Source organism: Mesorhizobium sp. M0659, from assembly GCF_040320605.1.
Classification (GTDB): domain Bacteria; phylum Pseudomonadota; class Alphaproteobacteria; order Rhizobiales; family Rhizobiaceae; genus Mesorhizobium.
In genome coordinates this window covers 187,217-211,677 of record NZ_JAMYPY010000005.1, presented here as the reverse complement: position 1 = coordinate 211,677, position 24,461 = coordinate 187,217, and the positions used below count along the sequence as shown (strand labels likewise).

At 61.2% G+C, this 24,461-nt stretch carries 25 protein-coding genes; 17 read left to right on the top strand and 8 right to left on the bottom strand.

All coding sequences use genetic code 11. The features are described from left to right. The first annotated feature begins 10 nt into the window (after positions 1 to 10). Entirely contained in the window at positions 11 to 1,051 is a 1,041-nt protein-coding gene (locus tag NKI31_RS10780) for a UDP-glucuronic acid decarboxylase family protein (RefSeq protein ID WP_023681096.1), read from the top strand. 94 nt (positions 1,052 to 1,145) lie between these two features. Next, positions 1,146 to 1,331, top strand: coding sequence for a hypothetical protein (locus NKI31_RS10775; protein WP_023667982.1), 186 nt, complete (start codon positions 1,146 to 1,148; stop codon positions 1,329 to 1,331). 8 nt (positions 1,332 to 1,339) lie between these two features. On the opposite strand, the gene NKI31_RS10770 is transcribed toward NKI31_RS10775, so the two are convergent. Continuing rightward, the gene (locus NKI31_RS10770) at positions 1,340 to 3,154 is read right to left on the bottom strand and encodes a hypothetical protein (protein ID WP_352521484.1); all 1,815 of its coding nucleotides are present in this window, start codon (positions 3,152 to 3,154) and stop codon (positions 1,340 to 1,342) included. Between the two features lie 85 nt (positions 3,155 to 3,239). On the opposite strand from NKI31_RS10770, the gene NKI31_RS10765 reads away from it, so the two are divergent. The 11 genes from NKI31_RS10765 to NKI31_RS10715 all read left to right on the top strand — a co-directional run bounded on the left by NKI31_RS10765 (position 3,240) and on the right by NKI31_RS10715 (position 12,211). Further along, positions 3,240 to 4,343: an inositol-3-phosphate synthase gene (locus tag NKI31_RS10765; RefSeq protein WP_023681094.1), complete on the top strand. Its 1,104-nt coding sequence runs from the start codon at positions 3,240 to 3,242 to the stop codon at positions 4,341 to 4,343. Further along, positions 4,340 to 4,936 carry a histidine phosphatase family protein gene (locus NKI31_RS10760; protein WP_023667978.1) on the top strand — a complete coding sequence of 199 codons (597 nt, stop codon included), beginning with the start codon at positions 4,340 to 4,342 and terminating at the stop codon, positions 4,934 to 4,936. Before NKI31_RS10765 ends, NKI31_RS10760 begins: the two co-directional genes overlap by 4 nt. 14 nt (positions 4,937 to 4,950) lie before the next feature. Next, positions 4,951 to 6,051 (top strand): CgeB family protein, encoded by a 1,101-nt coding sequence (locus NKI31_RS10755; protein ID WP_023699986.1) that lies wholly within the window; start codon positions 4,951 to 4,953, stop codon positions 6,049 to 6,051. Then, positions 6,051 to 6,854 carry a sugar phosphate nucleotidyltransferase gene (locus tag NKI31_RS10750; RefSeq protein WP_023817803.1) on the top strand — a complete coding sequence of 268 codons (804 nt, stop codon included), beginning with the start codon at positions 6,051 to 6,053 and terminating at the stop codon, positions 6,852 to 6,854. The genes NKI31_RS10755 and NKI31_RS10750 overlap by 1 nt, the downstream gene beginning before the upstream one ends. A gap of 3 nt (positions 6,855 to 6,857) precedes the next feature. Then, a complete protein-coding gene (locus NKI31_RS10745) occupies positions 6,858 to 7,619 on the top strand; it encodes a TIGR04290 family methyltransferase (RefSeq protein WP_352651474.1) in 762 nt (253 codons plus the stop codon). Continuing rightward, complete coding sequence (locus NKI31_RS10740) at positions 7,612 to 8,544, top strand: glycoside hydrolase 5 family protein (RefSeq protein WP_023739578.1); 933 nt, start codon at positions 7,612 to 7,614, stop codon at positions 8,542 to 8,544. Before NKI31_RS10745 ends, NKI31_RS10740 begins: the two co-directional genes overlap by 8 nt. Positions 8,545 to 8,551: 7 nt before the next feature. Continuing rightward, a complete protein-coding gene (locus NKI31_RS10735) occupies positions 8,552 to 9,709 on the top strand; it encodes a glycosyltransferase (RefSeq protein WP_352651473.1) in 1,158 nt (385 codons plus the stop codon). Then, positions 9,706 to 10,695, top strand: a complete 990-nt coding sequence (locus NKI31_RS10730) for a GNAT family N-acetyltransferase (protein WP_352651472.1) — start codon at positions 9,706 to 9,708, stop codon at positions 10,693 to 10,695. Before NKI31_RS10735 ends, NKI31_RS10730 begins: the two co-directional genes overlap by 4 nt. Then, positions 10,595 to 11,602 carry a class I SAM-dependent methyltransferase gene (locus NKI31_RS10725; protein ID WP_352651471.1) on the top strand — a complete coding sequence of 336 codons (1,008 nt, stop codon included), beginning with the start codon at positions 10,595 to 10,597 and terminating at the stop codon, positions 11,600 to 11,602. Before NKI31_RS10730 ends, NKI31_RS10725 begins: the two co-directional genes overlap by 101 nt. A 72-nt stretch (positions 11,603 to 11,674) precedes the next feature. Next, positions 11,675 to 11,893, top strand: coding sequence for a hypothetical protein (locus NKI31_RS10720; protein WP_023754489.1), 219 nt, complete (start codon positions 11,675 to 11,677; stop codon positions 11,891 to 11,893). 141 nt (positions 11,894 to 12,034) lie between these two features. Then, positions 12,035 to 12,211, top strand: coding sequence for a hypothetical protein (locus NKI31_RS10715; RefSeq protein WP_023725538.1), 177 nt, complete (start codon positions 12,035 to 12,037; stop codon positions 12,209 to 12,211). Here the strand turns inward: NKI31_RS10715 and NKI31_RS10710 are convergent, their stop codons facing one another. The 5 genes from NKI31_RS10710 to NKI31_RS10690 all read right to left on the bottom strand — a co-directional run bounded on the left by NKI31_RS10710 (position 12,212) and on the right by NKI31_RS10690 (position 18,148). Further along, positions 12,212 to 12,775 carry a sigma-70 family RNA polymerase sigma factor gene (locus NKI31_RS10710; RefSeq protein WP_023681087.1) on the bottom strand — a complete coding sequence of 188 codons (564 nt, stop codon included), beginning with the start codon at positions 12,773 to 12,775 and terminating at the stop codon, positions 12,212 to 12,214. A gap of 627 nt (positions 12,776 to 13,402) precedes the next feature. Next, positions 13,403 to 14,374, bottom strand: coding sequence for an amino acid ABC transporter permease (locus tag NKI31_RS10705; RefSeq protein WP_023712239.1), 972 nt, complete (start codon positions 14,372 to 14,374; stop codon positions 13,403 to 13,405). Positions 14,375 to 14,393: 19 nt separating this feature from the next. Next, the gene (locus NKI31_RS10700) at positions 14,394 to 15,674 is read right to left on the bottom strand and encodes an NAD(P)/FAD-dependent oxidoreductase (RefSeq protein WP_023691452.1); all 1,281 of its coding nucleotides are present in this window, start codon (positions 15,672 to 15,674) and stop codon (positions 14,394 to 14,396) included. Positions 15,675 to 15,818: 144 nt separating this feature from the next. After that, positions 15,819 to 16,646 (bottom strand): transporter substrate-binding domain-containing protein, encoded by an 828-nt coding sequence (locus NKI31_RS10695; RefSeq protein ID WP_023691453.1) that lies wholly within the window; start codon positions 16,644 to 16,646, stop codon positions 15,819 to 15,821. Between the two features lie 299 nt (positions 16,647 to 16,945). Continuing rightward, positions 16,946 to 18,148: an MFS transporter gene (locus NKI31_RS10690; protein ID WP_023691454.1), complete on the bottom strand. Its 1,203-nt coding sequence runs from the start codon at positions 18,146 to 18,148 to the stop codon at positions 16,946 to 16,948. A 176-nt stretch (positions 18,149 to 18,324) separates the two neighbouring features. Here NKI31_RS10690 and NKI31_RS10685 point away from each other — a divergent pair, with 176 nt between their 5' ends. From NKI31_RS10685 to NKI31_RS10670, 4 genes are all read left to right on the top strand, one after another. After that, entirely contained in the window at positions 18,325 to 19,236 is a 912-nt protein-coding gene (locus NKI31_RS10685; protein WP_352651470.1) for a LysR family transcriptional regulator, read from the top strand. A 289-nt stretch (positions 19,237 to 19,525) separates the two neighbouring features. Continuing rightward, on the top strand, positions 19,526 to 19,729 hold the full coding sequence (locus tag NKI31_RS10680; RefSeq protein WP_023741853.1) for a hypothetical protein: 204 nt from the start codon (positions 19,526 to 19,528) through the stop codon (positions 19,727 to 19,729). A 224-nt stretch (positions 19,730 to 19,953) separates the two neighbouring features. Then, positions 19,954 to 20,208, top strand: a complete 255-nt coding sequence (locus tag NKI31_RS10675; RefSeq protein ID WP_023699977.1) for a hypothetical protein — start codon at positions 19,954 to 19,956, stop codon at positions 20,206 to 20,208. Positions 20,209 to 20,522: 314 nt separating this feature from the next. Beyond that, positions 20,523 to 21,497: a L,D-transpeptidase family protein gene (locus NKI31_RS10670; protein WP_352651469.1), complete on the top strand. Its 975-nt coding sequence runs from the start codon at positions 20,523 to 20,525 to the stop codon at positions 21,495 to 21,497. Between the two features lie 88 nt (positions 21,498 to 21,585). Here the strand turns inward: NKI31_RS10670 and NKI31_RS10665 are convergent, their stop codons facing one another. Beyond that, a complete protein-coding gene (locus NKI31_RS10665) occupies positions 21,586 to 23,556 on the bottom strand; it encodes a CHASE2 domain-containing protein (RefSeq protein ID WP_352651468.1) in 1,971 nt (656 codons plus the stop codon). 90 nt (positions 23,557 to 23,646) lie between these two features. Beyond that, complete coding sequence (locus NKI31_RS10660; protein WP_023817785.1) at positions 23,647 to 24,456, bottom strand: FecR family protein; 810 nt, start codon at positions 24,454 to 24,456, stop codon at positions 23,647 to 23,649. Between the last annotated feature and the right edge of the window lie 5 nt (positions 24,457 to 24,461).

The window sequence follows — 24,461 nt, the reverse complement described above, 5'->3', positions numbered from 1 at the left end:
GAAAACAGCGATGCGACAGACAAGAAAGGCGCACAGGGCAAAGACGGTGCTTGTTGCCGGCGGCGCGGGTTTCCTCGGTTCGCATCTTTGCGAAGTATTGCTCCGCAACGGCTGGCGCGTGATCTGCGTCGACAATTTTCTGACCGGGCGCATGGAAAACATCATCTCGATCATGGACCGGCCGGGTTTCCGGTTGATCGAGCAGGACATCTGCCGGCCACTGGATCTCGGCGAGCCCGTGGATCACATCTTCAACCTGGCCTGCGCCGCCTCACCGCCGCGTTATCAGGCCGACCCGATACACACCACGCGTACCTGCGTGATCGGAACCCTCAACCTGCTCGAACTCGCTGTCCGCAATGACGCGCGACTGCTGCAGGCCTCGACGAGCGAAGTGTATGGCGATCCGGAACAACACCCGCAAAGGGAGGACTACGTCGGTCATGTGAACTGCACCGGCCCACGCGCCTGCTACGACGAGGGCAAGCGCACCGCCGAAACGCTTTGCTTCGACTATCTAAGGGCCGGCAAGGCCGACGTCCGCGTCGCGCGCATCTTCAACACCTACGGTCCGAGAATGGATCCGGCCGACGGTCGCATCGTCTCGAATTTGATCATGCAGGCGCTCGAGAAGCGTCCGCTGACGATATTCGGCGACGGCCAGCAAACGCGATCCTTCTGCTATGTCTCCGACTTGATTGATGGATTGATGCGCCTGATGAACATCGACCCCAATCCGGGCAAGCCGGTCAATCTGGGCAATCCCGGAGAATTCACCATCGTGCGACTGGCGGCATTGGTGAAGGCGATGACCGGCACCAAGTCGGATCTGAAATTTCTGCCCCTGCCGCAAGACGATCCTCGGCGCAGGCAGCCTGATATTTCGCGTGCGAAAACGCTGCTCGGCTGGTCGCCGAGAGTGCCGCTCAACGAAGGGCTCAAGCTGACGATCGATTATTTCGCGGCGCTCGAAGGCACCGGCATCGGCGATCAGATGACAGGCCTTGCCAAAAGGAGACCCGCAGGCGGGCTGCAGAACCTTCCTGCATGACGTGGGCCGCGGCCGGACCTGCCCGGAGATCGTGCGGAACATCCATCCAACCTTGTAGTTTGGCGGGAGGGACCCGATACGGAGGATCATCCTCATGCAACCCAAGCGACCCGCGAAGGATGTCGACAAGATTGCCGAACGCGAGGCGGCTGCCTATTTGCGGCGCTCCTCGATCACCTATCTCGAGTGCTGCGTCAGCTTGATGATGACGCATCTGCAGCGCGAGGAAGTGGCCGCTATTCTTGAGCAGGAAGCAGACATGCTGCGAAGGCTGGATTGATCGAAACGTTACACCTGAGATTCGTCCAGGAATCGTATCAGCCCCGCCCTGTATCGGTCTGCCGTCCCGGCCAGCCTTGCTTTTTCCTGGCCATTTTCGGATTGCGCAGCCGTGCTCCAGAGCCCGATTTGGAACGCCAAATAGCAGGGTTCGAAAAAATCGATGTGGCCATTGTCAATATCGAGCCCCATCCCCTCGACCAATGTCGTCACATCGCTGTCGGACAGTCCATATTCGACACAGGCGCCGGCAATGTCCCACTCTATCGGCTGGCAGCCAATCAAATCGTGTGCCCGGCAATGGTCGACGGCATCTGTCTTGACCACCGTGCCATCGGCACAAACGAGAAACTCCCACGCGTGAAGCTTTCCGTCGATTTCCACCCGCTGCAGAACATGCGCAGGGGTTTTTTTCGAGAGCCAATGGCGCAACGTCGCCGCTCGGTTCTCGCCCAGGGCTTCAGATGTATTGGAAACAGCCATTTCCGCGAGTGCGAGCAATGATGCACCCGGTTCGCAGGTTCGGAGATTGAGCGCCCGCCAGGCTAGATAGCGCGTCAACTCCGCGACCAGCCTTCCTCTGGGCAGCGGCGCCTGGTCCATCGTGGTGCCGTCAATCCACCGTTCGACCAGAAAGCCGTGGCAAAGCCCGACCACTTGCGATCCGAACCCGGCTTTCCCCAACATTTCCGCGGCTCGTCTCTTACGCCGTCCGGTTTCGCCGAGGCCGGCGAATTTGACGAGCCAGCGACCACACCCCGCGGACGCCAGGAATTTACGCCGCTCGATGCCGCGCGGGCTCGGCGGCCAATGCTTTTCGTCGACGTAGTGGACGCTCCTCCATTCGCCACCAGACAGTTCGGTCAGGCGTAATTCGGGGCTGCCGACCGCCTCGGCCACCCATTCGCTAAGCGTGGGAATGTTCGAGCTTTCGGGGAAGGTGCATTCGAGCGCCGTCGCCACATGTTTCGGACAGCGCGACCATGTCTCCCTAGCCTCCCGTGACGCTTCGATGCCCGGGTTGCCAGGATGGCTGGGAAACAGGTGAATGCGGTCCATACCAATACCCAGTTCCCGCAGCCACGCGACGACGGCGTGCATCGAACTGCCGGACAGACCGGGACCTTCGTCTACAACGGCGAAGCGTGCCGATGGATTGTTCTTCCAGGAAGCGATCGAGCGCGAATCGGCATTGATGTGCCTGCGGAAAGGATGGCCGACCGGACGAACGCTGAACGGCGCCGGCGCGCCAATCGCGGCAGCCACTATGGCGGCAAGCCCCAGGCCGATGCTGCGGATGCCGATCACGCATGTGTTCGCATCGAGACCTGACTCCTGCGCCGCTCCCAAATAGCTTTCGGGATAAAGCGCGTAATGCGCGTAACCCTCGGCAGAACCGGTCAGAACCTCAGCCTCGCAATCCAACCCGTCCAGCAGTTGGAGAAGTCCCGGCTCGATGCCACCGCCCACGGCGAAACCGCTTCGCCACGACTTCGCCACCTCTGCCGCAAGACCAACCAGCAATCTGGCGCCTTGCTGTTGCCGCGGCGAAAAGATGTCGATGCCCCTGTTCTCGAAATCGACATCGGCAAGCGCGCGAACCAGTTCCGATACGCTGATGAATAGGCCGACCAACGCGGCATGGCGTCGGACGCCATGAGCCATGCGGTCCAGACTTTGAGCAACTTCGCTCGCAGCATCGCGAAGCCGTTCTGCGCTCTGCCTCCGCTTCTGGTCGCCGTAAACGATCATCGACCGGTTTTCCAATGCTTTGCCTTGCGGCAACGCAGCCAGCGCTGCTTCGATCCATGCTGTCTTGCGCAATTTTTCGGCAGGCCAAGGAACATTCCGGCACGCTGGTGGTTCGGCGGCAGGAACTTACCTTTGAACAGCATAGGGCGGCAGTTTCGTGGGATCGAAAAAGGTTCGTGTCGGTATCGTCGGGGTCGGCAATTGCGCATCCTCCCTGGTGCAGGGCCTCTCCTATTATCGTCACGCAAAAAGCAACGAACCAATCCCAGGGCTGATGCATGCCGACCTCGGCGGTTACCATGTCGACGACATCGAGATTGTCTGCGCATTCGACGTCGCCAGGAGCAAGGTTGGCCTCGACGTCGCTGAAGCAATCTACGCCGCCCCGAACAACACGTTCCGCTTTGCCGATGCGGCGGCAAACGGCGTTCGCGTCGAGCGCGGACCGACACTTGACGGCATCGGAAAATACTTGCGCGACGAAATCGAGGAGGCGCCGGAGCCGGTTGCCGACGTCAGCGAAATCCTGCGCAACAGCGGCGCCGACGTGCTGGTCTCTTACCTGCCGGTGGGCTCCGAGGAGGCGACGCGCTTCTACGCCGAATGCGCGCTTGAGGCCGGCTGCGCCTTCGTCAACTGCATACCCGTTTTCATCGCCTCACGTCCGGAATGGCGCCGGCGCTTCGAGCAGCGAGGGCTGCCGCTGGTCGGCGATGATATCAAGAGCCAGGTCGGGGCGACCATCGTTCACCGCCTGCTGGCCAATCTCTTCCGCGAGCGCGGCGTGCGCATCGATCGCACTTATCAGCTGAATTTCGGCGGCAACACCGACTTCCTCAACATGCTGGAACGCGAGCGGCTGGAATCAAAGAAAATTTCCAAGACCCAGTCCGTGGCCAGCCAGTTCGATGTTCCCCTGGAGCCGGGCAATATTCATGTCGGACCCAGCGACCACGTACCGTGGCTGACCGATCGCAAATGGGCCTATATCCGGGTGGAAGGGACGACCTTCGGCGGCGTGCCGCTCAACGCCGAGCTCAAGCTGGAAGTCTGGGATTCTCCAAATTCAGCCGGCGTGGTGATCGATGCGATACGCTGCGCCAAGCTTGCGCTCGATCGCGGCATAGCGGGAGCACTGACCGGTCCCTGCAGCTATTTCATGAAGTCGCCTCCCGAACAGTTCACCGACGCCGAAGCGCGGCAGCGCACGCTCGCTTTCATCGCCGGCAAGGACGAGCCTTTGCTGGATGCCGCGGAATGACGACAACGTTCTTTTTGATCCGTCATGCAGCGCACGACAATGTCGGCTCCTATCTTGCAGGACGAATGGACGGCGTTTGCCTTGGCGAGGCTGGGAAGGCGCAGGCCGCGCATCTTGGTGGCCGCATGGCCCGGGAGCCGATTGAAGCCATCTTGTGCAGCCCGCGTGAGCGTACGCAAGAGACGGCCGTGCCGATCGCGCTTGCCTGCGGCGTCGGCGAAATCGCGATCTGCGCCGAACTCGACGAGATCGATTTCGGCGATTGGTCGGGAAAGACTTTCGACGAGTTGAATGGCGATGCCGGCTGGCGGGCGTGGAACGACCAGCGGCAGGAGGCCAGGACACCGAGCGGCGAGACCATGCTGGATGTCCAGGAGCGGATCGTCGCACTGATGAACGCAGTGCGCGAGCGGCATCCGAACCAGTGTGTCGCCCTGGTCAGCCACGCCGACGTCATCAAGGCCGCCGTCTGCAAGGTGCTTGGCTTGCCGGTCGGCGACTGCTTCCGCTTCGACATCGATCCAGCCTCGATCACGACGATCGTGTCGGGTGACTGGGGCTCCAAGCTCCTGCGAATGAACGAAGCTGCCTGACGAGGACTTTCCGGATGCAGATGGTCATTTTCGGTCTCACCGTTACATCATCATGGGGCAACGGCCATGCCACGCTCTGGCGCGGACTGATCCGCGCCCTGGGTCGGCTGGGATGGTCCATCACCTTCTTCGAACGCGATACCCCCTACTATGCCGGGACGCGTGATCTCGATCGGCTCGATGGCGGCAACGTCGTCATTTATCCGGACTGGGAAGACATCCGTCGCGTTGCGGAGCGGGCAATGAAGCAAGCGGATGTCGTCGTCGTTACCTCCTACTGTGCCGACGCCGTGGAGGCCTCGCGGCTGGCGCAGCAGACAGGTCGCGGATTGCGGGTCTTCTACGATCTCGACACTCCGGTCACGCTTGCCCGCATCGAGCAAGGCGAGCGTCCGCCCTATTTCGGACCTGAGGGTCTTGCCGATTTCGACCTCGTTTTGAGTTACACCGGCGGCTCTGCGATCGAGGCGCTTAAGTCGGTTTTAGGCGCGCGTCACGTGGTACCTCTCTATGGGCATGTCGATCCCGACCAACACCGGCCGGCAGAGAAGCGGGCCGAATTCGCCGGTGATCTGTCCTATCTCGGAACTTACGCGGCGGATCGCCAGGCCGGCGTCGAAAAGCTGCTGGTCCGCCCGGCCGCGCGCCTGCCTGACCACCGCTTCATCATTGGCGGCGCGCAATATCCGCAGGAATTCCCATGGAGCGACAACATCTTCTTTGTCAGGCATCTTCCGCCAGCCGACCATCCGGCTTTCTTCTCATCATCTCGCCTGACACTGAACGTCACCCGAGAGGCGATGGCGCAAAAGGGCTGGTGCCCGTCGGGACGGCTCTTCGAAGCGGCCGCGTGTGGGGCTGCCATCGTCACCGATGCATGGCCGGGCCTGGCCGAATTTTTCGAACCCGGCCGCGAAATCTTGTTGGCGCATGACACCGATGATGTGGTCGCCGCATTGCGATTGCCGGAGCGCGAGCTCGACGGCATTCGAAGGCGTGCCCGCGACCGGGTCTTGGGCGAACACACTTCCGCACGGCGCGCGGCGGAACTGGATCGCATCCTGAACGAGGCCTTTCAAAGATCTCCCGGCGAACCGATGAGGGAAGCGGTCTGATGTTGGGCATCGTACCCGCTGCCGGGCGCGGCAGCCGCATTCAGCCGCTCGGCTTCTCGAAAGAGCTGCTGCCGGTCGGTAGCCGGATCGATGGACAGACCGAGCGTCCATGCGCCGTGAGCGAGTATCTGGTGCGGCGCATGGTGCAGGCCGGCGTCGACAAGATTTGCTTCATCATCGGATCGGGCAAATCCGACATCCTTGAATACTACGCCGCCGGCTACGGTGACGCGGCGGCTCTCTTCGTGGTGCAGCCGAACCCCGTCGGTCTGTGCGATGCGATCTTCCGGGCGGCGCCCCTCGTCGCGCCCGACGAGGTCGTCCTGGTCGGCCTTCCCGATACGATCTGGTTTCCCGAGGACGGTTTCCGCCATTTGCCCGACGATCAGCTCTCATTTCTGCTTTTCCCGGTGGATCAGCCGGAATTCTTCGACGCCGTCGTCATCGACGTCCACGAGCGCGTGATCGAAATCCAGGTCAAGCGGCAGGATGCCGCCACGAACTGGGTTTGGGGTGCGTTCAAGATGCCGGGCCATATCCTGCATCAGCTTGCGGCACTCTGGCGTGAGCGCGAGCGCAGTGACGAATACATCGGCACTTTGGTCAACGCCTATATTGCGGCCGGCGGTACAGCTTTTGGTGTCAGGGCTGGGTCGGACTATGTCGATGTCGGCACTTTCAATGGCTATCGCACAGCGCTGCGGTTGCTTGAAAACGACGCCCCATCCGCGCACCGCCGGCCCACCATGATCATGCCCGGCGCGCAGTCGCATGTACCCGTCGTTCCTGGCGAAGGAGCCTGAGCCATGCTGCATTCCCATGCCGAAATCCGCCGCCGCATCGATGCGCTCGGCCCGTGGTTCCACAACATGGAACTTGCCGGCGTCGAAACCGCTCCCAACCATTTTCTGGGCAACTACCCGCTGATCAAATGGCGCAAATTTGCCAATGCCATTCCCGCTGATCTGACAGGCAAGGCGGTACTCGATATCGGCTGCAATGCAGGGTTTTACTCCATCGAGATGAAACGGCGAGGTGCTGACCGTGTCCTCGGCATCGATTTCGATGACGCCTACCTGGCGCAGGCTCGCTTTGCCGCCGAGGTTGCCGATTGCGAGATCGAATTCCAGAAGCTTTCGGTCTACGACGTCGGCTCGCTGCGCGAGGCGTTCGATGTCGTGCTGTTCATGGGGGTGCTTTACCATTTGCGCCACCCCTTGCTCGCGCTCGACCTGATCCGCGAACATGTCGCCCGTGACCTGATGATCTTCCAGTCCATGCAGCGCGGCAGCGCGGATGTGCCCGAGTTGGAAGAAAACTATCATTTCTGGACGCATGACCTGTTCGACCAGCCGCAGTTTCCCAAGCTGCATTTTATCGAGCACCGCTATGCCGACGATCCCACCAACTGGTGGATTCCAAACCGCGCCTGCACCGAAGCGATGCTGCGCAGCGCCGGTTTCGAGATCGTTCTGCACCCCGAGCAGGAGGTCTATTTCTGCCGCGCAGCCGGGGACCCGGCCGGCGGCGGCGCCATCTACCCCTCGAAAGGACAGCTCCATGATTGAAGCCGCCATGATCTGGAACGAGCCCAACAACAAATCGCATTGGGACCCAGAGCTCGATCCCGATTGGAGCCGCTTTGCCAGGATGGCGATCTTGTCGGCTGACGCAATCGCGTCGGAGAACCCGTCTTTGACGAAAGTACTCGGTGGCATCTCGCCGATAGATCCGGGCTTTATCACCCGCATGAAGGAATTCGGCGTGCTGGACCATGTCGATGCCGTCGCCGTGCACGGCTTTCCGCTCGACTGGAACCTGTGGCAGATCCACGAATGGCCACAGAAGATCGGCGAGATCGCGACCGTCACCAACCTTCCCATCTGGGTCAGCGAAGTCGGCGTATCAACCTTCGGCGCGGAAGAAATCCAGGTTTGGGGGCTCAAGCGCACCGCTGAGTTGCTGATTGGCAACGCACCACGCATCCAGTGGTACAGCCTCTACGATCTTCCGCGCGAATGGGAAGCAACGACGCGGCATCGCGAGGCGGAGGGCTCTTCTTACTATCGACATTTCCACATGGGGCTGCTGCGCCAGGACGGCACGCCAAAACCAGCGCTGGAGGAGTTCCTGCGCTACACGCCCGCAATGGGGCTGGTGCAGTGGTTTCATTTCGAGGACCCCCGGCTGGACGATGCCGTCGCCTGGATGAAGCGGCTGGGCGTCACCAATATGCGCACGGGGCTTTCCTGGGCAGACAGCTTCCGGCCGAACGCGCTGGACTGGTTTGACCGGCAGATGGAGGCACTCGCCGATTTCGACGTGACGGTCACCTTTTGCTTTACACCGCAGCATCGCGGAATGATGCCCCACCACACCAGCCCACCTCTGGTGCCGGAGGAGTTCGCGGAATTCTGCGCAACCATGATCCGCCGCTATGCGCCCGGCATGACGTCCGCTTCGCTCCCGACGCGGCGGGCCTCGGCAGCGTGAAAGTGTCATGCTGCCAATGCATCAGACGCCTGACACATTGGACGAATTAGCGGCATCATCGACAGGTGGTGCGGCATACGGGACCGAGGCGCAACCAGCCGCGGCGCTCACTGTCCTCAATGTCGCCTACCCTCTCGCACCCGTCGGACCCGATGCTGTCGGCGGTGCCGAACAGGTTCTGTCGATGCTCGATCGGGAGCTGGTTCGCGCCGGCCACCGCTCTATCGTCATTGGCTGCCGCGGCTCCAGCGCGAGCGGTACCCTTGTGGAAATACCGGCTGAAGACGGCGTGCTCGACGAGGCGGCGAAGAGCCGCGCGCAGCAGGCTCATCGCAAAGCGATCGCCGCTGCCCGCGCCCGATGGCCGGTCGATGTGGTCCATCTGCACGGCATCGATTTCGATGCCTATCTGCCCGACGATGGCCCGACCCTGGTGAGCCTCCACCTGCCCTTGGACTGGTATCCGGCCGAGGCTCTGCGACCGACGCGCGACGACCTGTGGCTCCATGCGGTCTCGTCCACCCAGCAGCAAACGGCGCCACCAGGGGCCAGACTGGTGGCGCCGATTCCCAACGGCGTTGACATCGAATCATTGAACCTGGTGCAGCCGAAGCGAGACTTTGCCCTGGTTCTCAGCCGGGTCTGCCCGGAAAAGGGCATTCACCTGGCCCTGGACGCGGCCAAACAGGCGGGCGTGCCCCTGGTCATCGGCGGCAAGGTCTATCCCTACGAAACACATACGCGCTACTTTCGCGACGAGGTCCAATCCCGTCTTGATGCTCGCCGCCGCTTCCTGGGCCCGCTCGGTTTTAACGCCAAGAGGCGCTTTCTCAACGCAGCCCGCTGTCTGGTCATTCCAAGCCTCGCCGCCGAGACAAGCTCGCTTGTCGCCATGGAGGCCCTCGCCTGCGGTACCCCGGTGGTCGCATTCCCGAATGGTGCGCTTGCGGATGTCATCGAGCACGGCAGGACGGGCTTTCTCGTCAACACAGTCGACGAGATGGCCCAAGCCATTCTTGCGGCGCCCAGCCTGGACGCCGAGGCGTGCCGGGTGGAGGCGCGGCGGCGGTTTTCGCAGGAACGGATGATCTCGTCGTATATGGCTGCCTATCAGGCGCTGGCACAACTTGGCACAGATTGCCGGCGCTTCGCAGCGGCACCGTGAGAAAAGCAGTGTTGCGCAGCGAAATCATCGATGACCCCGTAAAATTCGATGCCTTGACGCCGCACTGGTGGAAACTATGGGAGCGGAGCTCCTCTGCGACGCCGTTCCAATCCCCCGCTTGGCTGGTGCCATGGTGGCGCGCATTCGCACCCGGTGAACTGGCGACAGTCGCGGTCTGGCGTGGCGGCGATCTGGTCGGGCTGGCGCCACTCTATCTCGAGCATGGAACGGCCGGTTCGAAGCTGCTTCCGGTCGGCATTTCGCTCAGTGATTATCTGGACATCCTGGCTGTCCAGGATATCGAGGCGGCGGTTGTCGCCACCATTGCCGAAACGATCTGCTCGGTCGGGTGGTCACAATGGATCTTGTCTGATCTGCCGCAAAACAGTGCCGGTCTTACGATCGCGCATCCCGGTTTAACAGTCGAGAGGCCGGCAATTCATGCAGCCTGCCCCGTGCTTGCTGTTGCCGGCGACGAAACGTTGGCCGGCTGCGTTCCCGCTCGGCGTAGGCGCCAGTTGCGCCGGGCGCGTCAAGCGGCGTCCAGACGCGGCCGGCTCGCGTTGGCGTCAGCCCGGGGCGATCAGAACTTCCTGAACCAATTGATCCGCCTGCACCATGCACGCTGGGTTGGACATGGAGGTGGTGTATTGGCCGACCCCGCCGTGCAGCACTTCCATGGGCTTTCACTTCCCTTGCTCGATGCTCACGGCCTGGTCCGATGCTGGTTGCTCGCGATCGATGGCGCGACTGTCGCCGCCTATTACGGATTTCACCACCGCGGCCGCGCCTATGCCTATCTCGGCGGCCTCGATCCTGCTTATGCCGAGGAGAGCCCAGGGGCGATCCTGATCGGCCACGCGATCGCGGAGTCGATCCGCGAGGATGCGCGCGAGTTCGACTTCCTGCGCGGCCAGGAGGCCTACAAATATGGCTGGGGCGCCGTCGACAGGTGGACGATGCGGAGGATCTGGACGCGGAGTTGATGTCATGAGTGTGCACGCGCAGCGCCGGACAACGGTCAGACGGGCGGTCGAGGATTGTGTGGCCGATGGTGCCTGCGCCGAAGCTGTTCTCGTCAGGCTGGCGCTTCACCTGCCGCCCACAATTGAAGCGGCGGAATTGGCGGAGGTCGTGCTGAAAGTCCGTCCGGCGGATACCGGCGGTGCTGAAAGACTGCGAAAGGTCGCTGGACTGCTGCGCCACAGACCGGGCGTCCTTGCCACTTTGCGAGCGACAGGCGGCGCCGTTCGGCATGAACGCGGTAACGGCGAGACGGATATCGCCGTGGTCAGGAGGCTGGCCTCGAGTTTTGATGCCGCGGCAGCAATTTCGACCGCGGCAAGTGTCCAGTTAGGATCCCTTGGCGATGACGAGCGGCTGACAGCCATGACCGACGAAATCGTTGAATGGCTCGAGGCGCGAGAATTCACCGGAATTCAACGAGACATTCTCGACATCGGTTGCGGCATCGGACGTTTCGAGCGCGCGCTGTTCAATTCCTTCAAGCGGATGGTCGGCATCGACATATCCTCGCGGATGATCTCTATCGCCTCCGAGCAATGCGCAGCGCTCGGCAATGTCGAACTGCGCCAAACCTCCGGTCTCGATCTGGCCGACTTCGACGACGACAGTTTCGATTGCGTGTTGGCGGTCGACAGCTTTCCTTACCTGGTCCTGGCCGGCATGGCTGAGCGGCTTTTCGATGAAATTGCGCGCGTTCTCAAACGGCCGGGCCGGCTCGCATTGCTGAACTATTCTTATCGCGGATCGCTTTCTTTGGACCGGGCCGACATCGGCCGTCTTGCGCAAACTCACCAATTGCGGGTCGTCATCGACGGCGAGAAGCCGTTTCGGTCATGGGATGGCGACGCCTTCCTGCTTGCTGGGTGAGACGGAACATTACAGCGCGATGCCGGTTCGGCGTCGGCACCGATCGGTGTCCTGGATTCGAAGGAGGAGATCATGGCATCCGGCAGCAAAAAGCATTTCGGACAAGGCAGCCAAGGCAAAGGTGCCGGCGCCGGCGCAATGACCACCTTGGACAAGGACAAGATCGAGGAAAACGCGGTTTTGTCCAACCGCGACAGGAAGCAACATGGCCGAGAGCGCGGGCTGGACGGCAATCGAATCAAGTCCGATCAATTTCAGGATCACGCCGCAAACCGGTTGCTGAAGGACTGACGCCACCGCGCCGCGTCTTGCCGCGGCACGGAGGAAAACTGTGCAAGGGCCGCCGGTGAGCCTCTCGGCGGTCGACAACGCCCTGTAGTGCCGAGCGCTCATCATCAGACTTGGATCTAGGGATGCTATCAAGAGAACGTGATGTCTCATTCGAGCGACGATACCACGGATCTGCTTGTCGAGATGGCAGTGGATCAGGAGATTGCTTCCCTCCTGGCCGCCATAGAGCAGGAAAAGATACCGGACCGCCTCTCCAAGCTGGCGATCGAATTGCAAAACGCTCTCGTCGAGAAGCGTCGCCGAGACGTGAAGAGCTGACTATCTGCGGTTGTCGACCTCTATATCGAGCTGACCATCCGACAGCTGATTTCGTCTCTCTATCAATGTCTGCAGAGAGCTCTCCCCGAGTAGCTCAAGGATGTTGGCGCGGGCACGGTTCAGCCGGCTCTTGACCGTCCCTACCGCGCAGCCGCAGATTTCGGCGGTTTCCTCGTAGCCCACTCCTAAAACGCCGATCAGCATCAGCACCTCGCGCTGATGTTCGGGTAGCTTTTGGATGGCGCCGTGAACTTCCTTGCTCTGAACGGTCCATTCCTGGGTAGCTTCCGAAATCGGTCTCGAAGACGCGCAGTCGAGAAGGCCTGGCGCTTCCCGTGCAGCGATCTTGATCCGCGTGTAGTAGGTGTTGCGCATGATGGTGAAGAGCCACGACTTCATGCGTGTACCGGGTTCGAACTTGTCGATGTTGGCGAGCCCTTTGGTCAACGTTTCCTGCACCAGATCGTCGGCATCGTCTGGAACGCGGCAGAAGGTGCGCGCGAAAGCCCGCAGGGCAGGTATCAGATCAACGATGGAAACGTCATTGGTTTGTTGGTCGGCCAAGAGATAGCCTCCGGATGACAATGGTCCAGCTCCCAGAAGAAAGAGTGAATGAACGAAGCCAGAGCTAAATGCATGGAAGTTTGGTTCGTTCCCGCCGTTGGAAACAACTCTTCGAAAATTCCATGGGGCGCGAACGCGCCGACTACGGTCTTCCCCCAAACACGCCCACTTCAAGGGAACGAAACACCATGCCGAGCTTTATTCCCGGGAAGCGACGCCGGTGCGTTTGGCTGTGCAGGGCATGGACCGAGTCGTGCGGCTGGTAACGCGCAAACCACTGCCTGGCAAACGTATTGGCGAACCACGTGGCGAACTCGGCTACCATCGATACATAGCGATAATGGTTGGCCCGGAGGATATGTTAAAGTCCTTGATTTATTGACTTGTTGGGCGCGGGTGAAATCCAGCAATCGGTCGTAGTTGCCGGGAGGCCGGCCAACGAACATGCTCGTCCAGCACTTGCTTTATTCTGCGCGCGGCGACCGGTCTAAGCCGATGAAATACTGGCTGATTCACCCTTGACGACGTCGCCGAACGGCGTGCTGTCGCGTACAATCTGCAGTTGCTCTCCGATGCTGGCTGTTGCGGTGCTGTGCAACTCGCTTTGGCGAAGATCACGGATGACGATCAGCGCTTGAGTGAGCGCCCGAACCGGTCCTCGATCCGCGACTGCAGGAACTCGAGCCCCATCGAGAGCAGCCAATAGATCATCGAGGCGGTGATGAGCATCTCGATGTGGCGGAACTCGGTCTGGCCCTGCGTGCGTGCGAGATACATGATCTCCCAGACCCCGACCACCGAGACCAGCGAAGAATCCTTCAGCATCGCAATGAACTGGTTGCCGGTTGGCGGCACGATGACCCGCATCGCCTGCGGCAGGATCACCAGGAACATCGTCTGGTTAGCGCTAAGGCCGAGTGCCGTAGCACCCTCGGTCTGGCCGCGCGAGATGCTTTCGATGCCGGCGCGGAAGATCTCGGTCATGTACGCGCCGTAGCAGAGCGACAGCGCCATGATACCGGCCGGCACGGCGCCGATCACGTAGCCAATCTGCGGCAGGCCGAGATAGATGATGTAGATCTGCATCAGCAACGGCAAGCCACGAAACAGAGAGGTATAGAAGGTCGCCAAGCCATAGACCACGCCGTTGCGGGAAAGTTTGGCGATGGCGCCAACGAAGGCGATGAGGGTGGCAATGGCGATCGAAATGGCCGAAATGTAGAGGGTCGTCACCACACCCTTCGAGACGAGGAAGCCGATCTTCTTGGCGATGAACGCGAAGGACAGGTCGAAGGAATAGAAAAACAACATTAGCAACACGAACAGCTCTATCCAGACTGCCACAATCTGCTGTTTGCGGCTGAGATACCGCAGCGCGTTCCAGTTCGCCACCAAGATCAATGCGATCAGCACCGCCGAGACCGCCCGCCCGACGTCCGGGTTGGCGGCGAGCCACTCGACGGACCACGGAACGAGCTTGCCGAGCCAACTGGCTTTGATGCCGAGCCCATACAGGCCGGCGGCGATGGCGGCGAGCACGAAGAACACGCCAACGCGGCGCGCCGCGTCCGGGTGGTTGAGCAATAGTCGGCCGATCACGTCTTCGATCTCCCTGCGGTCAGCGGGCCCGCTCGCGCCACCAATCCTGCGCCTGCAGCTTCCAGTAGGTGAGTTGCGCAACCGCAAGTCCAGCCGGGCCGCCCGCCCAGGCAAGGCCGAAGGGTGTGAACAGCCGGTAGCGGTCCGATTGTCCCAGTATGGCTTCGGCGATCAACTTGCCGGCGATCGCCGTGGTGTTGATGCCATGGCCACCAAAAGCCGTGAGGTACCAGACGCCCGGCTGCAACGGGCCTATTTGGGGCATCATGTGCCGGGCATAAGACATGAGCCCGGACCAGGCGAGTTCCGTCTTGAGGTGTTCGAGCTGCGGATAAGTGGTGACCATCTCACGGCGCAATTGCCTCCCCAACACGCCCGATGAGGCTGCCCGGGTGGTGATGCGCCCTCCCCAGAGCAGCCGCCTGCCGTCTTCGACAACACGGTAATAATCGCCTGCGCGACGGTTATCGCCGACGGCGTCGGTCGTCGTAATCGCCTTGGCGATGAGGTCAGGCGCCTCCTCGCTCACCATAACGTAGGTGGCGATCGGCAGGAATGCCCGCTGCAGCCGACTGACCAGTGGCCCCGTATATCCGCCGGTGGCAACTACGGCCTGGCGGGCGCGCACTTCGCCGCTGTCGGTACGCAAGATCTTTTCGGCGCCGTCAAGGTTGGCTTCAACGGCAGCCGTTCTCTCGTATATCCTGCCGCCCAGCCGCTCGATCTCGCCAGCAACGGCGCGCAGATAGTTAAGCGGATGCATGTGGAAGGCGCTGGGATCGCGCAGGCCTTGGTGGTAGCGATCCGAATGCAGCACCGCTCGCACCTGGTCGCGATCGAGATAGTCGAGCCGATAGTCGAAATCCCGCGCCAGTTGCTCGGCATATGCCTTGAGCGCGGCGCCACCATCGTGGCGAAGCACGCTCAATATACCGGAGCGCGGCTCTGCCGCCTTGATGTCGAGATCGCGGATCGTCTGCCGCACGAAGTCGACGCCTTCGATGGACAGGCGGTGCAGTTTTTGTGCCGCGTCGACGCCGGCCATCGCGGCGATGTTGTCGGTGCCGGTGGCGAAACCGGGATTGACGAAGCCGCCATTGCGACCGGAAGCGCCGAATCCTATCCGCTGCGCCTCAAGCACGACGACCTGCTGGCCGGCGCGAGCCAGTTGCAACGCCGTCGTCAGGCCGGCCAGTCCGCCGCCGACAACGACTGTCTCGCACTCGGAAACGCCGCTCAGCGGCGGCCTGATGGTGTTGTCGGCAAGCGTGCGTCGGTAATAGGTGTCAGGACATGTCATGATCAATACGATAAGGTGGCGGCACTAGAGCATTTTGCAGGCAGGCGGAGCCGCCCGGTGTCGTGGAAATGCGGCTGAAACAAAACAGATGGAGCGGGATGTTCAATTGAATGCACCCCGCTCAAGCTTTATCCACGATGCCTCTCAGTCAGAGCTGTAATCCTTGCCGTACCACTTGGTGGTCAGTTTCGCGAGGGTACCGTCCTTCTTCATCTCGTCGAGAATGCCGCCGATCTTGGCATTCCACTCGGCATCACCTTTTTCCGCGATCACCACCAGTGGCTCACGGAAGGCATAGCCGCCTTCCAGGACACGCAACGGGTAGCCGTTCTTTATCGCGTTCTGAGCCGTCTGTTCTGGTGCGATGACCGCGTTGAGGCGCACGCCGTCGCCGAGCCTCAAATCGTCGAACGGCAGCATTGAGTCAGCGAAAGTCCTGATCTCACCGGGCTCCAGCTTGTATTCGATGGGCGGCAGGCCGGGAGCATCGATCTCGAGTTGTCTACGGATGAAATCCTCCGACGTGGTGGCGGTCTCGACGCCGATGATCTTGCCGTTCAGGTCGGCGACCGATTTGGCCGGGCTGTCCTTGTGAACCACGTAAACGTAGGGGCTATAATAATAGATGCCTTCGAAATCGATCACCTTGGCCCGCGCTTTGGTCGGCGTCACCGAGCCGACACCCAGATCGTAACGTCCCTGCCAATGGCCGCCCGTCATCGTCGCCCAGTCCGGCGTATCGAAACTGACCTCGACACCGAGGCGCCTTGCGATCTCTTTCGAGACGTCTATGTCGAAGCCGACCAACTGATTGCTGTCGTCCAGGAAACTCTGCGGCGGCCAACCGCTGTTTGTGGCGACCACCATTGCCTTCTTCGAGGTAACCCGGTTGATGGTTTCACCCGCCGAGGCCGCAGACGCGAACGCGAGCGTGGTAGTGGCCAAGGCCAGCCACGCGATCAATTTCCTCACTTGAACCTCCCTCTTCATCGTCATTCAGACATATGCTTCCCAGAGCGCGCTCCCGTAGAGAAACAGCAATTGAGAGCGCGGCATGAGATCGATCTCATATCAGCACACATATCGACGAGGGGATCAAGTCCTTTTTCAAATAGCCAGTTGTCCTCCGGGGGCGCAAAGCATCGGCACCCGCACGGTGCGGCGGAACCCGCGTTTGATGTGACGCGCGTGACTTTCAAGACAGAGGAAACGAAGATCTACTTCAACCTATCACATCATTGCCAGATGGGCGGCACAGGATGGCTTGCTGTCTACGAGTTTCCGATGTTCCGGTTAAGCATGGGTGCGCGGCACACCGGCAGCAGCACCAGCAGGATAATGGCGGAATCGACCCAGAGGACCCTGTTCACGCCCATCGTGTCGACGATCTGACTGGTCGCTAGGGTACCCACGGAGATGGCAAGATTGAAAGTGAAGCAGTAGATGGCCGTCGCGGTCTCCGCGCTTTCTGATGCTGCACTCAGCACCCACGTCTGCAGCGTAATGGGCGCCGCGCCATACGCGAAGCCCCACACCAGCAGCAGGATGGTTCCTGTGAGCGGCGTGACCCCGAGCAACGGGAAAAGAGCCAGCGTGGCCCCGAGCCCAATGACGACGCAGGCCAATGTGCGACCGACGGATTTTGCGGCCCAGACGCCTGCGACGGCGTTGCCAATCATTCCGAGAATGCCATACCCCAACAGTAGCCAGCCTATGCTCCCTGCAGTGACGCCCGAGACCTCCAGCAACACCGGGCTCACGAAAGTGTAGGCACCGTAGTGGGCAGCCACCAGCAGTGCGGTCGCAACCACGCCCGCCAGAAGGGCGGGATTGCGCAATTGCGCACGCAGGGCTTTCACCTCCACAGGCTGCGCCGCCTCCAGCTTCGGAAGCACAAGCAGGGCGGCGAGCAGTGTGGCAAAGCTCAGGCCGGCGAGAGACCAGAACGCGCCGCGCCAGCCGACTAGATCACCGATGATCGTGCCGGCCGGCACGCCCAGCACCGCAGCGGCACTTACACCGCCGAAGACAATAGTCATGGCGCGCGGCACGGACGGTCCAGGAACAAGGCGTACTGCGATGCTCCCGGCTATCGCCCAAAAGCCACCGATGGTGATCCCGACGAGCAGCCTGGACGCGAGCAGAACGGGAAAGTTCGTTGCGAGCGCTGAAATCACGCTCGCTGCAGCCATTACCGCGAGCAGGCCCGCCATCAGAATACGCCGGTCGAGCCTCCCCACTGCCAACGGCAAACCGATAGAAGCGAACGCCGCAATTACGCCGGGTATCGTCACCGTGAGACCGCCACTCCCAATAGAGACATTCAACTCGGAAGAAATTGCCGGAATCAGCCCCACAGGGAGTTGCTCCGCAGTGATCATCGAAAAAATACCCAGCGATACAGTGAGCACGGAGAGCCACATGCGAAAAGTGGCTCCCTGTTTCTCCCGAAGGGCTGCTTTGGTCAGAGACATGATCACCTCCAGCCCGCGAGAAGGCACTCGACGCCAACGTTTCGGGCAAACGTTAGAGAGACGGATCGGGCAATTGATCCCGGCCTGGTTTCAGATAATCTGTCCACTGCGGATTGATAATCGAGGGAGATATGGATGGTGAATTCAGGAAACGTGAATGAAAGAGGTGATTGCAGTTGGACCGGCTGACCAGCATGACCGTGTTTGCCAACGTCGTCGGTGAAGGCAGCTTCGCTGGAGCGGCCAAGCGGATGCGACTATCGCCAGCGGCCGTGAGCAAACATGTCCAGATGCTGGAAGAGTGGCTTGGCGCACGCCTTCTCAACCGGACGACCCGGCGCATCAGCCTGACAGAGCTCGGCGCCTCCGTCTACGAGCGCAGTCTGCGCATAATCGAGGATGTCGAGGAAGTTCGTACGAGCGCGGCCGAGAGCAAGACACGTCCGACCGGCTCACTGCGTGTCAGCGCGCCGATCTCCTTCGGCGCGATGCACCTTGGGAGAGTCGTTGCAGAATATCTCGCGGTCTACCCGGAGGTGTCGGTTGAGTTGGTGTTGGACGACCGTGTGGTTGACATCGTGGAAGAGGGCTTGGATGTCGCGGTACGCATCGCTCCACTCACGGTTTCCAATCTGGTTGCTCGCCGAATCGCGCCCTCACGCGAGGTGGTCTGCGCTTCGCGCGACTATCTGGACAGACGCGGGCGTCCCACAAAGCCGTCGGATCTCCACGACCATGATTGTCTGGACTACGCGTTGCGCGCCAGCCGCGGAAAATGGCGGTTCGACGGACCAAAGGGGCAAGTGGCGGTAAAAATCACTGCACGGATGACGGCAACGAACGGGCAGCTCCTGCGCGATGTGGCGCTGGGTGGAGCAGGCATAGTACTTTGCCCCACTTTCCTTGTTGGAGAAGCCATTCGTTCGGGCCAACTGGAGACAGTGATGCCCCAGTTCAAGCCGGTAAGCCGGTCGATCTACGCGATGTACCCGTCAAGAAGGCATCTTTCCGCCAAAGTTCAAAGCTTCGTGACGCTTCTCGCCGCCCACTTCGGTGAGAACCCACCTTGGGACAACTTTGGACCATGACGACTGGAATGTTGAGCCCAGAGGCCGCGCGCACTTGCACGGCCTTACTGTGCATGGGACCAGCACCCAGGGCCAAGGGGCGGTGCATATCGAGCCGTCCAGCACCTTTTCGAGACTGAAGCATCCGCTATTTGCCGACGGTCAGTCGCTGAGGCTCAATCCACCGCCCATCCTAAGCGCCGCCACAGCGCAAGTTGTAGCATCTGCGGTGTCTCTGGTTCTCTGCGGCCACCGGCGGAACGGGATGTAAGCAGGCGCGTTCCTCCAGCGTCAAGCTTGGAGAACATACATGGATGACGAGCTGCGCCTGAAGTTACAAGAGCTGAGCCAAAGCATGCAAACGCGAGCGGCCGAACTTTCGACGCTCGGCGGCAACGCAGACATAAGTACGCTGATGTCGGGGATCGCCGTCGCTCTGGAGGCGCTACTGGTGATTGCCGAAGAGATGAAAACGCCACGTTCCGGCCCTTCGGTCCTGCCCGACGCTACATGAACATCTCCGATCGCTTGGGAGAGGCTCCAGAGCGAGAGCGCCTACCGCTGACCAGCAAATCGCTCGCCGAGGAACTGGCTTTAATCCACATTCCGGGTTGGAGAGTGGAGAGCGCAATCTACTCGGTGGAGTACTCCAGGTGGGGTGAGCGTCGGCAGAAATGGATTTTGCACTCGACGATGCCTTTTGGGTAATCGAGGACGGCCTTAGGACGGAGGACCACGATGGCTTGGATGGCCGCAATTTGCCCGATTACAGATGAGCAGGCGCTCGTTAATTCGGAGACAGTTGGTGACATCCGGGAGTTTCGCTGTCCGAGTTGCGGCGACTTCAAAATCACGAACTCGGCCACCGCGATGTTCAAAGGCCTATCGGCAGAACAGAAGTTGGAGCGCTTCGAATACGCTAGAGCAATCGCGGGCGACAACGCGATCACAGTGACGACGGAACATGGATCTATCGATACCGAAGATCAATAGAATACCCGCCCGACAAGCCGGTTCCCAGCGCATCTCCTCACTTGCTGCCCTGAGACCATTTGACTGCCGGTCCAGGTAGTGGGCAGTTTGAAGGTAGAAGCTCACGTCAACATGGCCAGACCATTTTTACACTGCCAATCTGCGCGGCCAGCAACGCCTCTCGTGAGGAGCAAGTCACGGGCATCAAACGTCTCGGACCGGTCGGCAGCGTAAGGCAGGTTGCCTAGGATCCTCCTACCGGCGAATGGAACCAGATCTGCCACAGCGCGTCATAGAAGCAGATCAGGTGCGATTTAACGCAAGGAGTGACATCGATGATCAGGCTCCTTCTCCTCCTCGCCATTGCACTCGCCTTCGCATGCGGCGGGACGGAGGCGGCCAAGCTGGACCTAGCCGCGGTAAATCAGGCGCAATTCTCCGCCGGCGATCCGAAAGGGCTCGATCCTGCCGTGCTGAAGGCGCAAATTTTTTTGGATCGTGCGCGCTTCTCACCGGGGCTCATCGACGGCCGCCTTGGAGAGAACTTCGCCAAGGCGGTCAAGGCCTTCCAGGCGTCGAACGGACTGGCGCCAGATGGCAAGCTCACCCAGGCGACTTGGGACAAGCTGATGGCAACCTCCACCAGCCCAGCTCTGGTCACCTATGAACTTAACCGCAAGGATGTACGCGGCCCCTTCACCAAACGCATTCCGGGGCGCATGGAGAGGATGGCTCGCCTGAGAAGGCTTGGCTATCACGACTCGATCGAGAAGCTGGCGGAGCGCTTCCATGTGAGCGAACCATTGCTCAGGAGGCTAAACCCAGGCACCGGATTCAGGAAAGCTGGAACCACGCTGCTGGTACCAGATGTTGGCCGGGGTGAACCTCCCGCCACCATTGCCGGCGTGGAAGTCGACAAAGGCGCTCATCAGGTGCGCGTGCTCGACCCCTCCAATAAAGCGCTTGCCGTCTACCCTGCCTCGATCGGGAGCGACGAGAAGCCGGCACCAAGTGGGCAGGCAGAGATCCAAAGGGTGGTGCACAACCCGACCTATCACTACGATCCCGATTTTGCATTCAAGGGAGTCAAAACCAAGCGGCCCTTCACCATTGCTGCCGGCCCTAACAATCCCGTGGGATCAATCTGGATCGACCTCTCCATCGAAAGCTACGGCATTCACGGCACGCCCGAACCCGGTAAGATCGGGAAGACCTTCTCTCACGGCTGCATCAGGCTCACGAACTGGGATGCCGAGGACCTCGCCTCGATGGTCCAAAAACATATGAAGGTGACTTTCAAGGACGAGTGACGCAAGCCGTCGCATCCCTCGATGGTCGCCGAAACAAGATGTCCGTCTGTGCCCGTGACAATTGCATCTTGCGATCCGCCGGATCCGATCAGCGGATGCTCCGGGTTCGGGGTGTCAGGTCAAGCGGCGCCATTTGCACGGATGGCGGCGAACCAACCACCATGGCGGGGGCGCCAGATTGCTCACCACGTTGGCTCTCTACTTCGCGGCTCATACCTTGTTGAGCAGCTTGCATCTCCGGAACGGTGAAAACCGGGACCTCGCCCTTGAAACCCTGGAGCTCAAAGGCGCCCGCCTGAACGACCGGCATCGATGCTGCTGCCGCAAAGCCGGGTCCAAGCACCAGGGGGATGCCCAGCTTCTTGGTCGTCGATTCGAGCCGTGCCGCGCGGTTCACGGGGGAGCCGATCGCGGTGTAATCAAAGCGCCGTTCGGAGCCGAAATTGCCTACCGAGCAGATGCCGGTCTCGATGGCGACGCCGATTTCGATGGAGCGATGGCCATCCGCGGTGAAGGCGGCGTCTTCGCGCCTCACCCGCTCGATAAGGGCCAGGCCCGCGTCGAGCGCACGCTCACGATGATCGGGTTGATCTAGCGGTGCGTTCCAGAAGGCCAGCACCGCATCGCCCATGAACTTGTCGATGGTGCCGTCGCGCTTGAGGATCTCATCGGTCGCAATGCCGAGGAAATGGTTGACCACCTTGGCGATCTCTTGGGTGTCGAGCTGTTCGCTCATGGTCGTGAAGCCACGTATGTCGCTGATCAAAATTGTGATCTCGCGCTTCTCGCCGGACAGGATTGCCTCGGTGTCCGAGCTTGCGAGGCGCTGCACCACGGAGGGCGACAGATATTGGGAGAACTGTCGCGTCAGGGTGGACCGGCGCTGCTCGCTGCGCCTGTAGAGGACATAGCCTTCGAAGCCCGCAACCATGATGGTTGCAAGCGCCGGCTGCAGCGGGTCATAGAGTGCACCCTGCAGGCTGTACTCGAGAGCGCCGAACACGAACGGCGTGACGGCCAGCAGCGCCAGGGAGACGGCGCCAAGCACGACACGCCCGGCGAGCACTCCGGAAAGCCCGATGAAAACGACGGCACTGAGGAGAAACCAGAGCCGCTCGAGCATACGCGCGTGCGCTGGCTCTGCCAGGAAGCGCCCGGCAAGCATCTGGCCGATCGCATCGGCGTGGATCTCCGCTCCTGGTCGCGCTGGACTCGTCGGCGTGGGCAGGTACTGCGTCAGGCCCACAGCCGACAGGTCGACAATGGCGATGGCGTCCCGCAGCCGCGGATCGCCATGGCCCGAAAGGATAGTGCTGGCAGACAGGCGAGGCGTGTCGGTGGCGGTTTCCCAGAGGCGGATGCTCCCCTCCGGCTCGAGCGGCACAATGGCGCCTGCCATCCTGAGTGCGTCGAACCCGGCTGCATTCATCCGGGCTGTGTAACCGTCCTGTCCAGCGTAAAGGCGCAGGAGCTCGAGTGCGAAAGACGGCCACAGCTGCGCGCGTTGAGGGGTGTTGCGAAGCCAGAGCAGCGGCACATGGCGCAGTACGCCGTCGGGATCGGGCAAGGTGCGAATCACGCCTAGGCCTGCGGCGGCGTTCGAGAATTCGGCAAGCGACCCGGTAAGACCGGTGAAGCCGGGAAGTGTATCGGGTACTTGCCCGACGATCGACCAGCCGGCTTTGGGTTCTGCTTCTGAAACCGTCGCTTCATTGCCCAGGCTGACGGCAAGCGCCGTTCGATTTTTGGACAGCGCCGCTGCCAGGCGCTTGTCTCCGGCCATGCCCTCAGGCGAGGTGTCAGCCTCGGGGAGTACCAGCGCAAGCCCGACCACCGCCGCGCCGGATTGCGTGATGCCATCGACCAGATCGGCCAAGAGGCCACGGTTCCAGGGCCATCGCCCATGTGCCTTGAGGCTGTCGTCGTCTATCGAGACGATCACGACAGGATTGCTCGTCGCCTGGCGTGGGGCGAGAAACTGATAAAAGTCGTACGTCCGCTCACGCAGGCGCGACAACGGCCCGTCAAAAGCCAAATGGCAAGCGAGCAGCAGGAGCACGACCAAAAGGCCGGATATTTTGCGCCTGCCGGCTTGCCGCCAATCAGCCCAGCGCCTACCGACCGAGTGGCTCATCTCGTGCAGCCAGGCCTAATCGCAGTTGTAGTAGTAGCAGCAACCCTCACCCTCACACTCGCCCCGCCGGCCCCCGCTGCCCGCAGGTGGCGTTGGGCTGTCAGGGAATTCCATGACCACTCCTGGCAGTGCGCCGTCCCTGGACCCGCAGACTTTGAGCGAGGAGCCTAGAGCCGACGTACAAATTGCGCTTACGTCCAACCCAGGACCCGGTGCGCCCGGCAGGCCGGTTCCCGCTATCCGGTCGATACTGTCCAAGATCGGGAAGGCGTCGATGCCGCCGTAGCCGGCCAGAAGCTTGCCATCGTCCGACGTGCAGGCGTAGCCCGGGTTCGTGATGACCAGCCGTTTGCCATTGATCGTGCAGGTCATGCGGCCGGCGCGCAATATGCCGACGGTCTGGCCGGCTGCCACCAGCACTTCGATGATGCCGCCTCTCGCTCCGAGCACCATGTGCGGCGTCGCAACCTGCATGACGCCCCCTTTCGAAACCTGGCCGCCATAAAAACGGGCCAGGCCGCTGTTCATCCCGATGTCGATCTTTCCCGACCCGGAGCCCGGATTGTAGACAAACTCATCGATCGTCAGGCTGGTGTTTGGACCAATCTTGGCGCTCGATTCATCCCGGAACACCAGCATTCCGAGACCGGTGGGATTGCTGCGCAACTGGTCGCCGAGTTCGACGCCGGCGCCAACGTTCATCGTCCCGCCGTTATTGCGGACGATGATGGTCTGATAGGCCGTCATCGACCCGACCGTCTCAGCGGCGGATGGTGCCGCGAAGGCGAGGCAGGCGATAAAAATGACGATCTGATGATACCTCATCGCGG

Coding starts and splice junctions, on each gene's coding strand:
- NKI31_RS10780 (WP_023681096.1), top strand. CDS start 11: ATGCGACAGACAAGAAAGGCGCACAGGGCAAAGACGGTGCTTGTTGCC.
- NKI31_RS10750 (WP_023817803.1), top strand. CDS start 6,051: ATGTTGGGCATCGTACCCGCTGCCGGGCGCGGCAGCCGCATTCAGCCG.
- NKI31_RS10720 (WP_023754489.1), top strand. CDS start 11,675: ATGGCATCCGGCAGCAAAAAGCATTTCGGACAAGGCAGCCAAGGCAAA.
- NKI31_RS10660 (WP_023817785.1), bottom strand. CDS start 24,456: ATGAGGTATCATCAGATCGTCATTTTTATCGCCTGCCTCGCCTTCGCG.
- NKI31_RS10735 (WP_352651473.1), top strand. CDS start 8,552: ATGCTGCCAATGCATCAGACGCCTGACACATTGGACGAATTAGCGGCA.
- NKI31_RS10680 (WP_023741853.1), top strand. CDS start 19,526: ATGGATGACGAGCTGCGCCTGAAGTTACAAGAGCTGAGCCAAAGCATG.
- NKI31_RS10715 (WP_023725538.1), top strand. CDS start 12,035: ATGTCTCATTCGAGCGACGATACCACGGATCTGCTTGTCGAGATGGCA.
- NKI31_RS10725 (WP_352651471.1), top strand. CDS start 10,595: ATGCGCGCGAGTTCGACTTCCTGCGCGGCCAGGAGGCCTACAAATATG.
- NKI31_RS10775 (WP_023667982.1), top strand. CDS start 1,146: ATGCAACCCAAGCGACCCGCGAAGGATGTCGACAAGATTGCCGAACGC.
- NKI31_RS10700 (WP_023691452.1), bottom strand. CDS start 15,674: ATGACATGTCCTGACACCTATTACCGACGCACGCTTGCCGACAACACC.
- NKI31_RS10740 (WP_023739578.1), top strand. CDS start 7,612: ATGATTGAAGCCGCCATGATCTGGAACGAGCCCAACAACAAATCGCAT.
- NKI31_RS10675 (WP_023699977.1), top strand. CDS start 19,954: ATGGCTTGGATGGCCGCAATTTGCCCGATTACAGATGAGCAGGCGCTC.
- NKI31_RS10755 (WP_023699986.1), top strand. CDS start 4,951: ATGCAGATGGTCATTTTCGGTCTCACCGTTACATCATCATGGGGCAAC.
- NKI31_RS10760 (WP_023667978.1), top strand. CDS start 4,340: ATGACGACAACGTTCTTTTTGATCCGTCATGCAGCGCACGACAATGTC.
- NKI31_RS10745 (WP_352651474.1), top strand. CDS start 6,858: ATGCTGCATTCCCATGCCGAAATCCGCCGCCGCATCGATGCGCTCGGC.
- NKI31_RS10690 (WP_023691454.1), bottom strand. CDS start 18,148: ATGTCTCTGACCAAAGCAGCCCTTCGGGAGAAACAGGGAGCCACTTTT.
- NKI31_RS10670 (WP_352651469.1), top strand. CDS start 20,523: ATGATCAGGCTCCTTCTCCTCCTCGCCATTGCACTCGCCTTCGCATGC.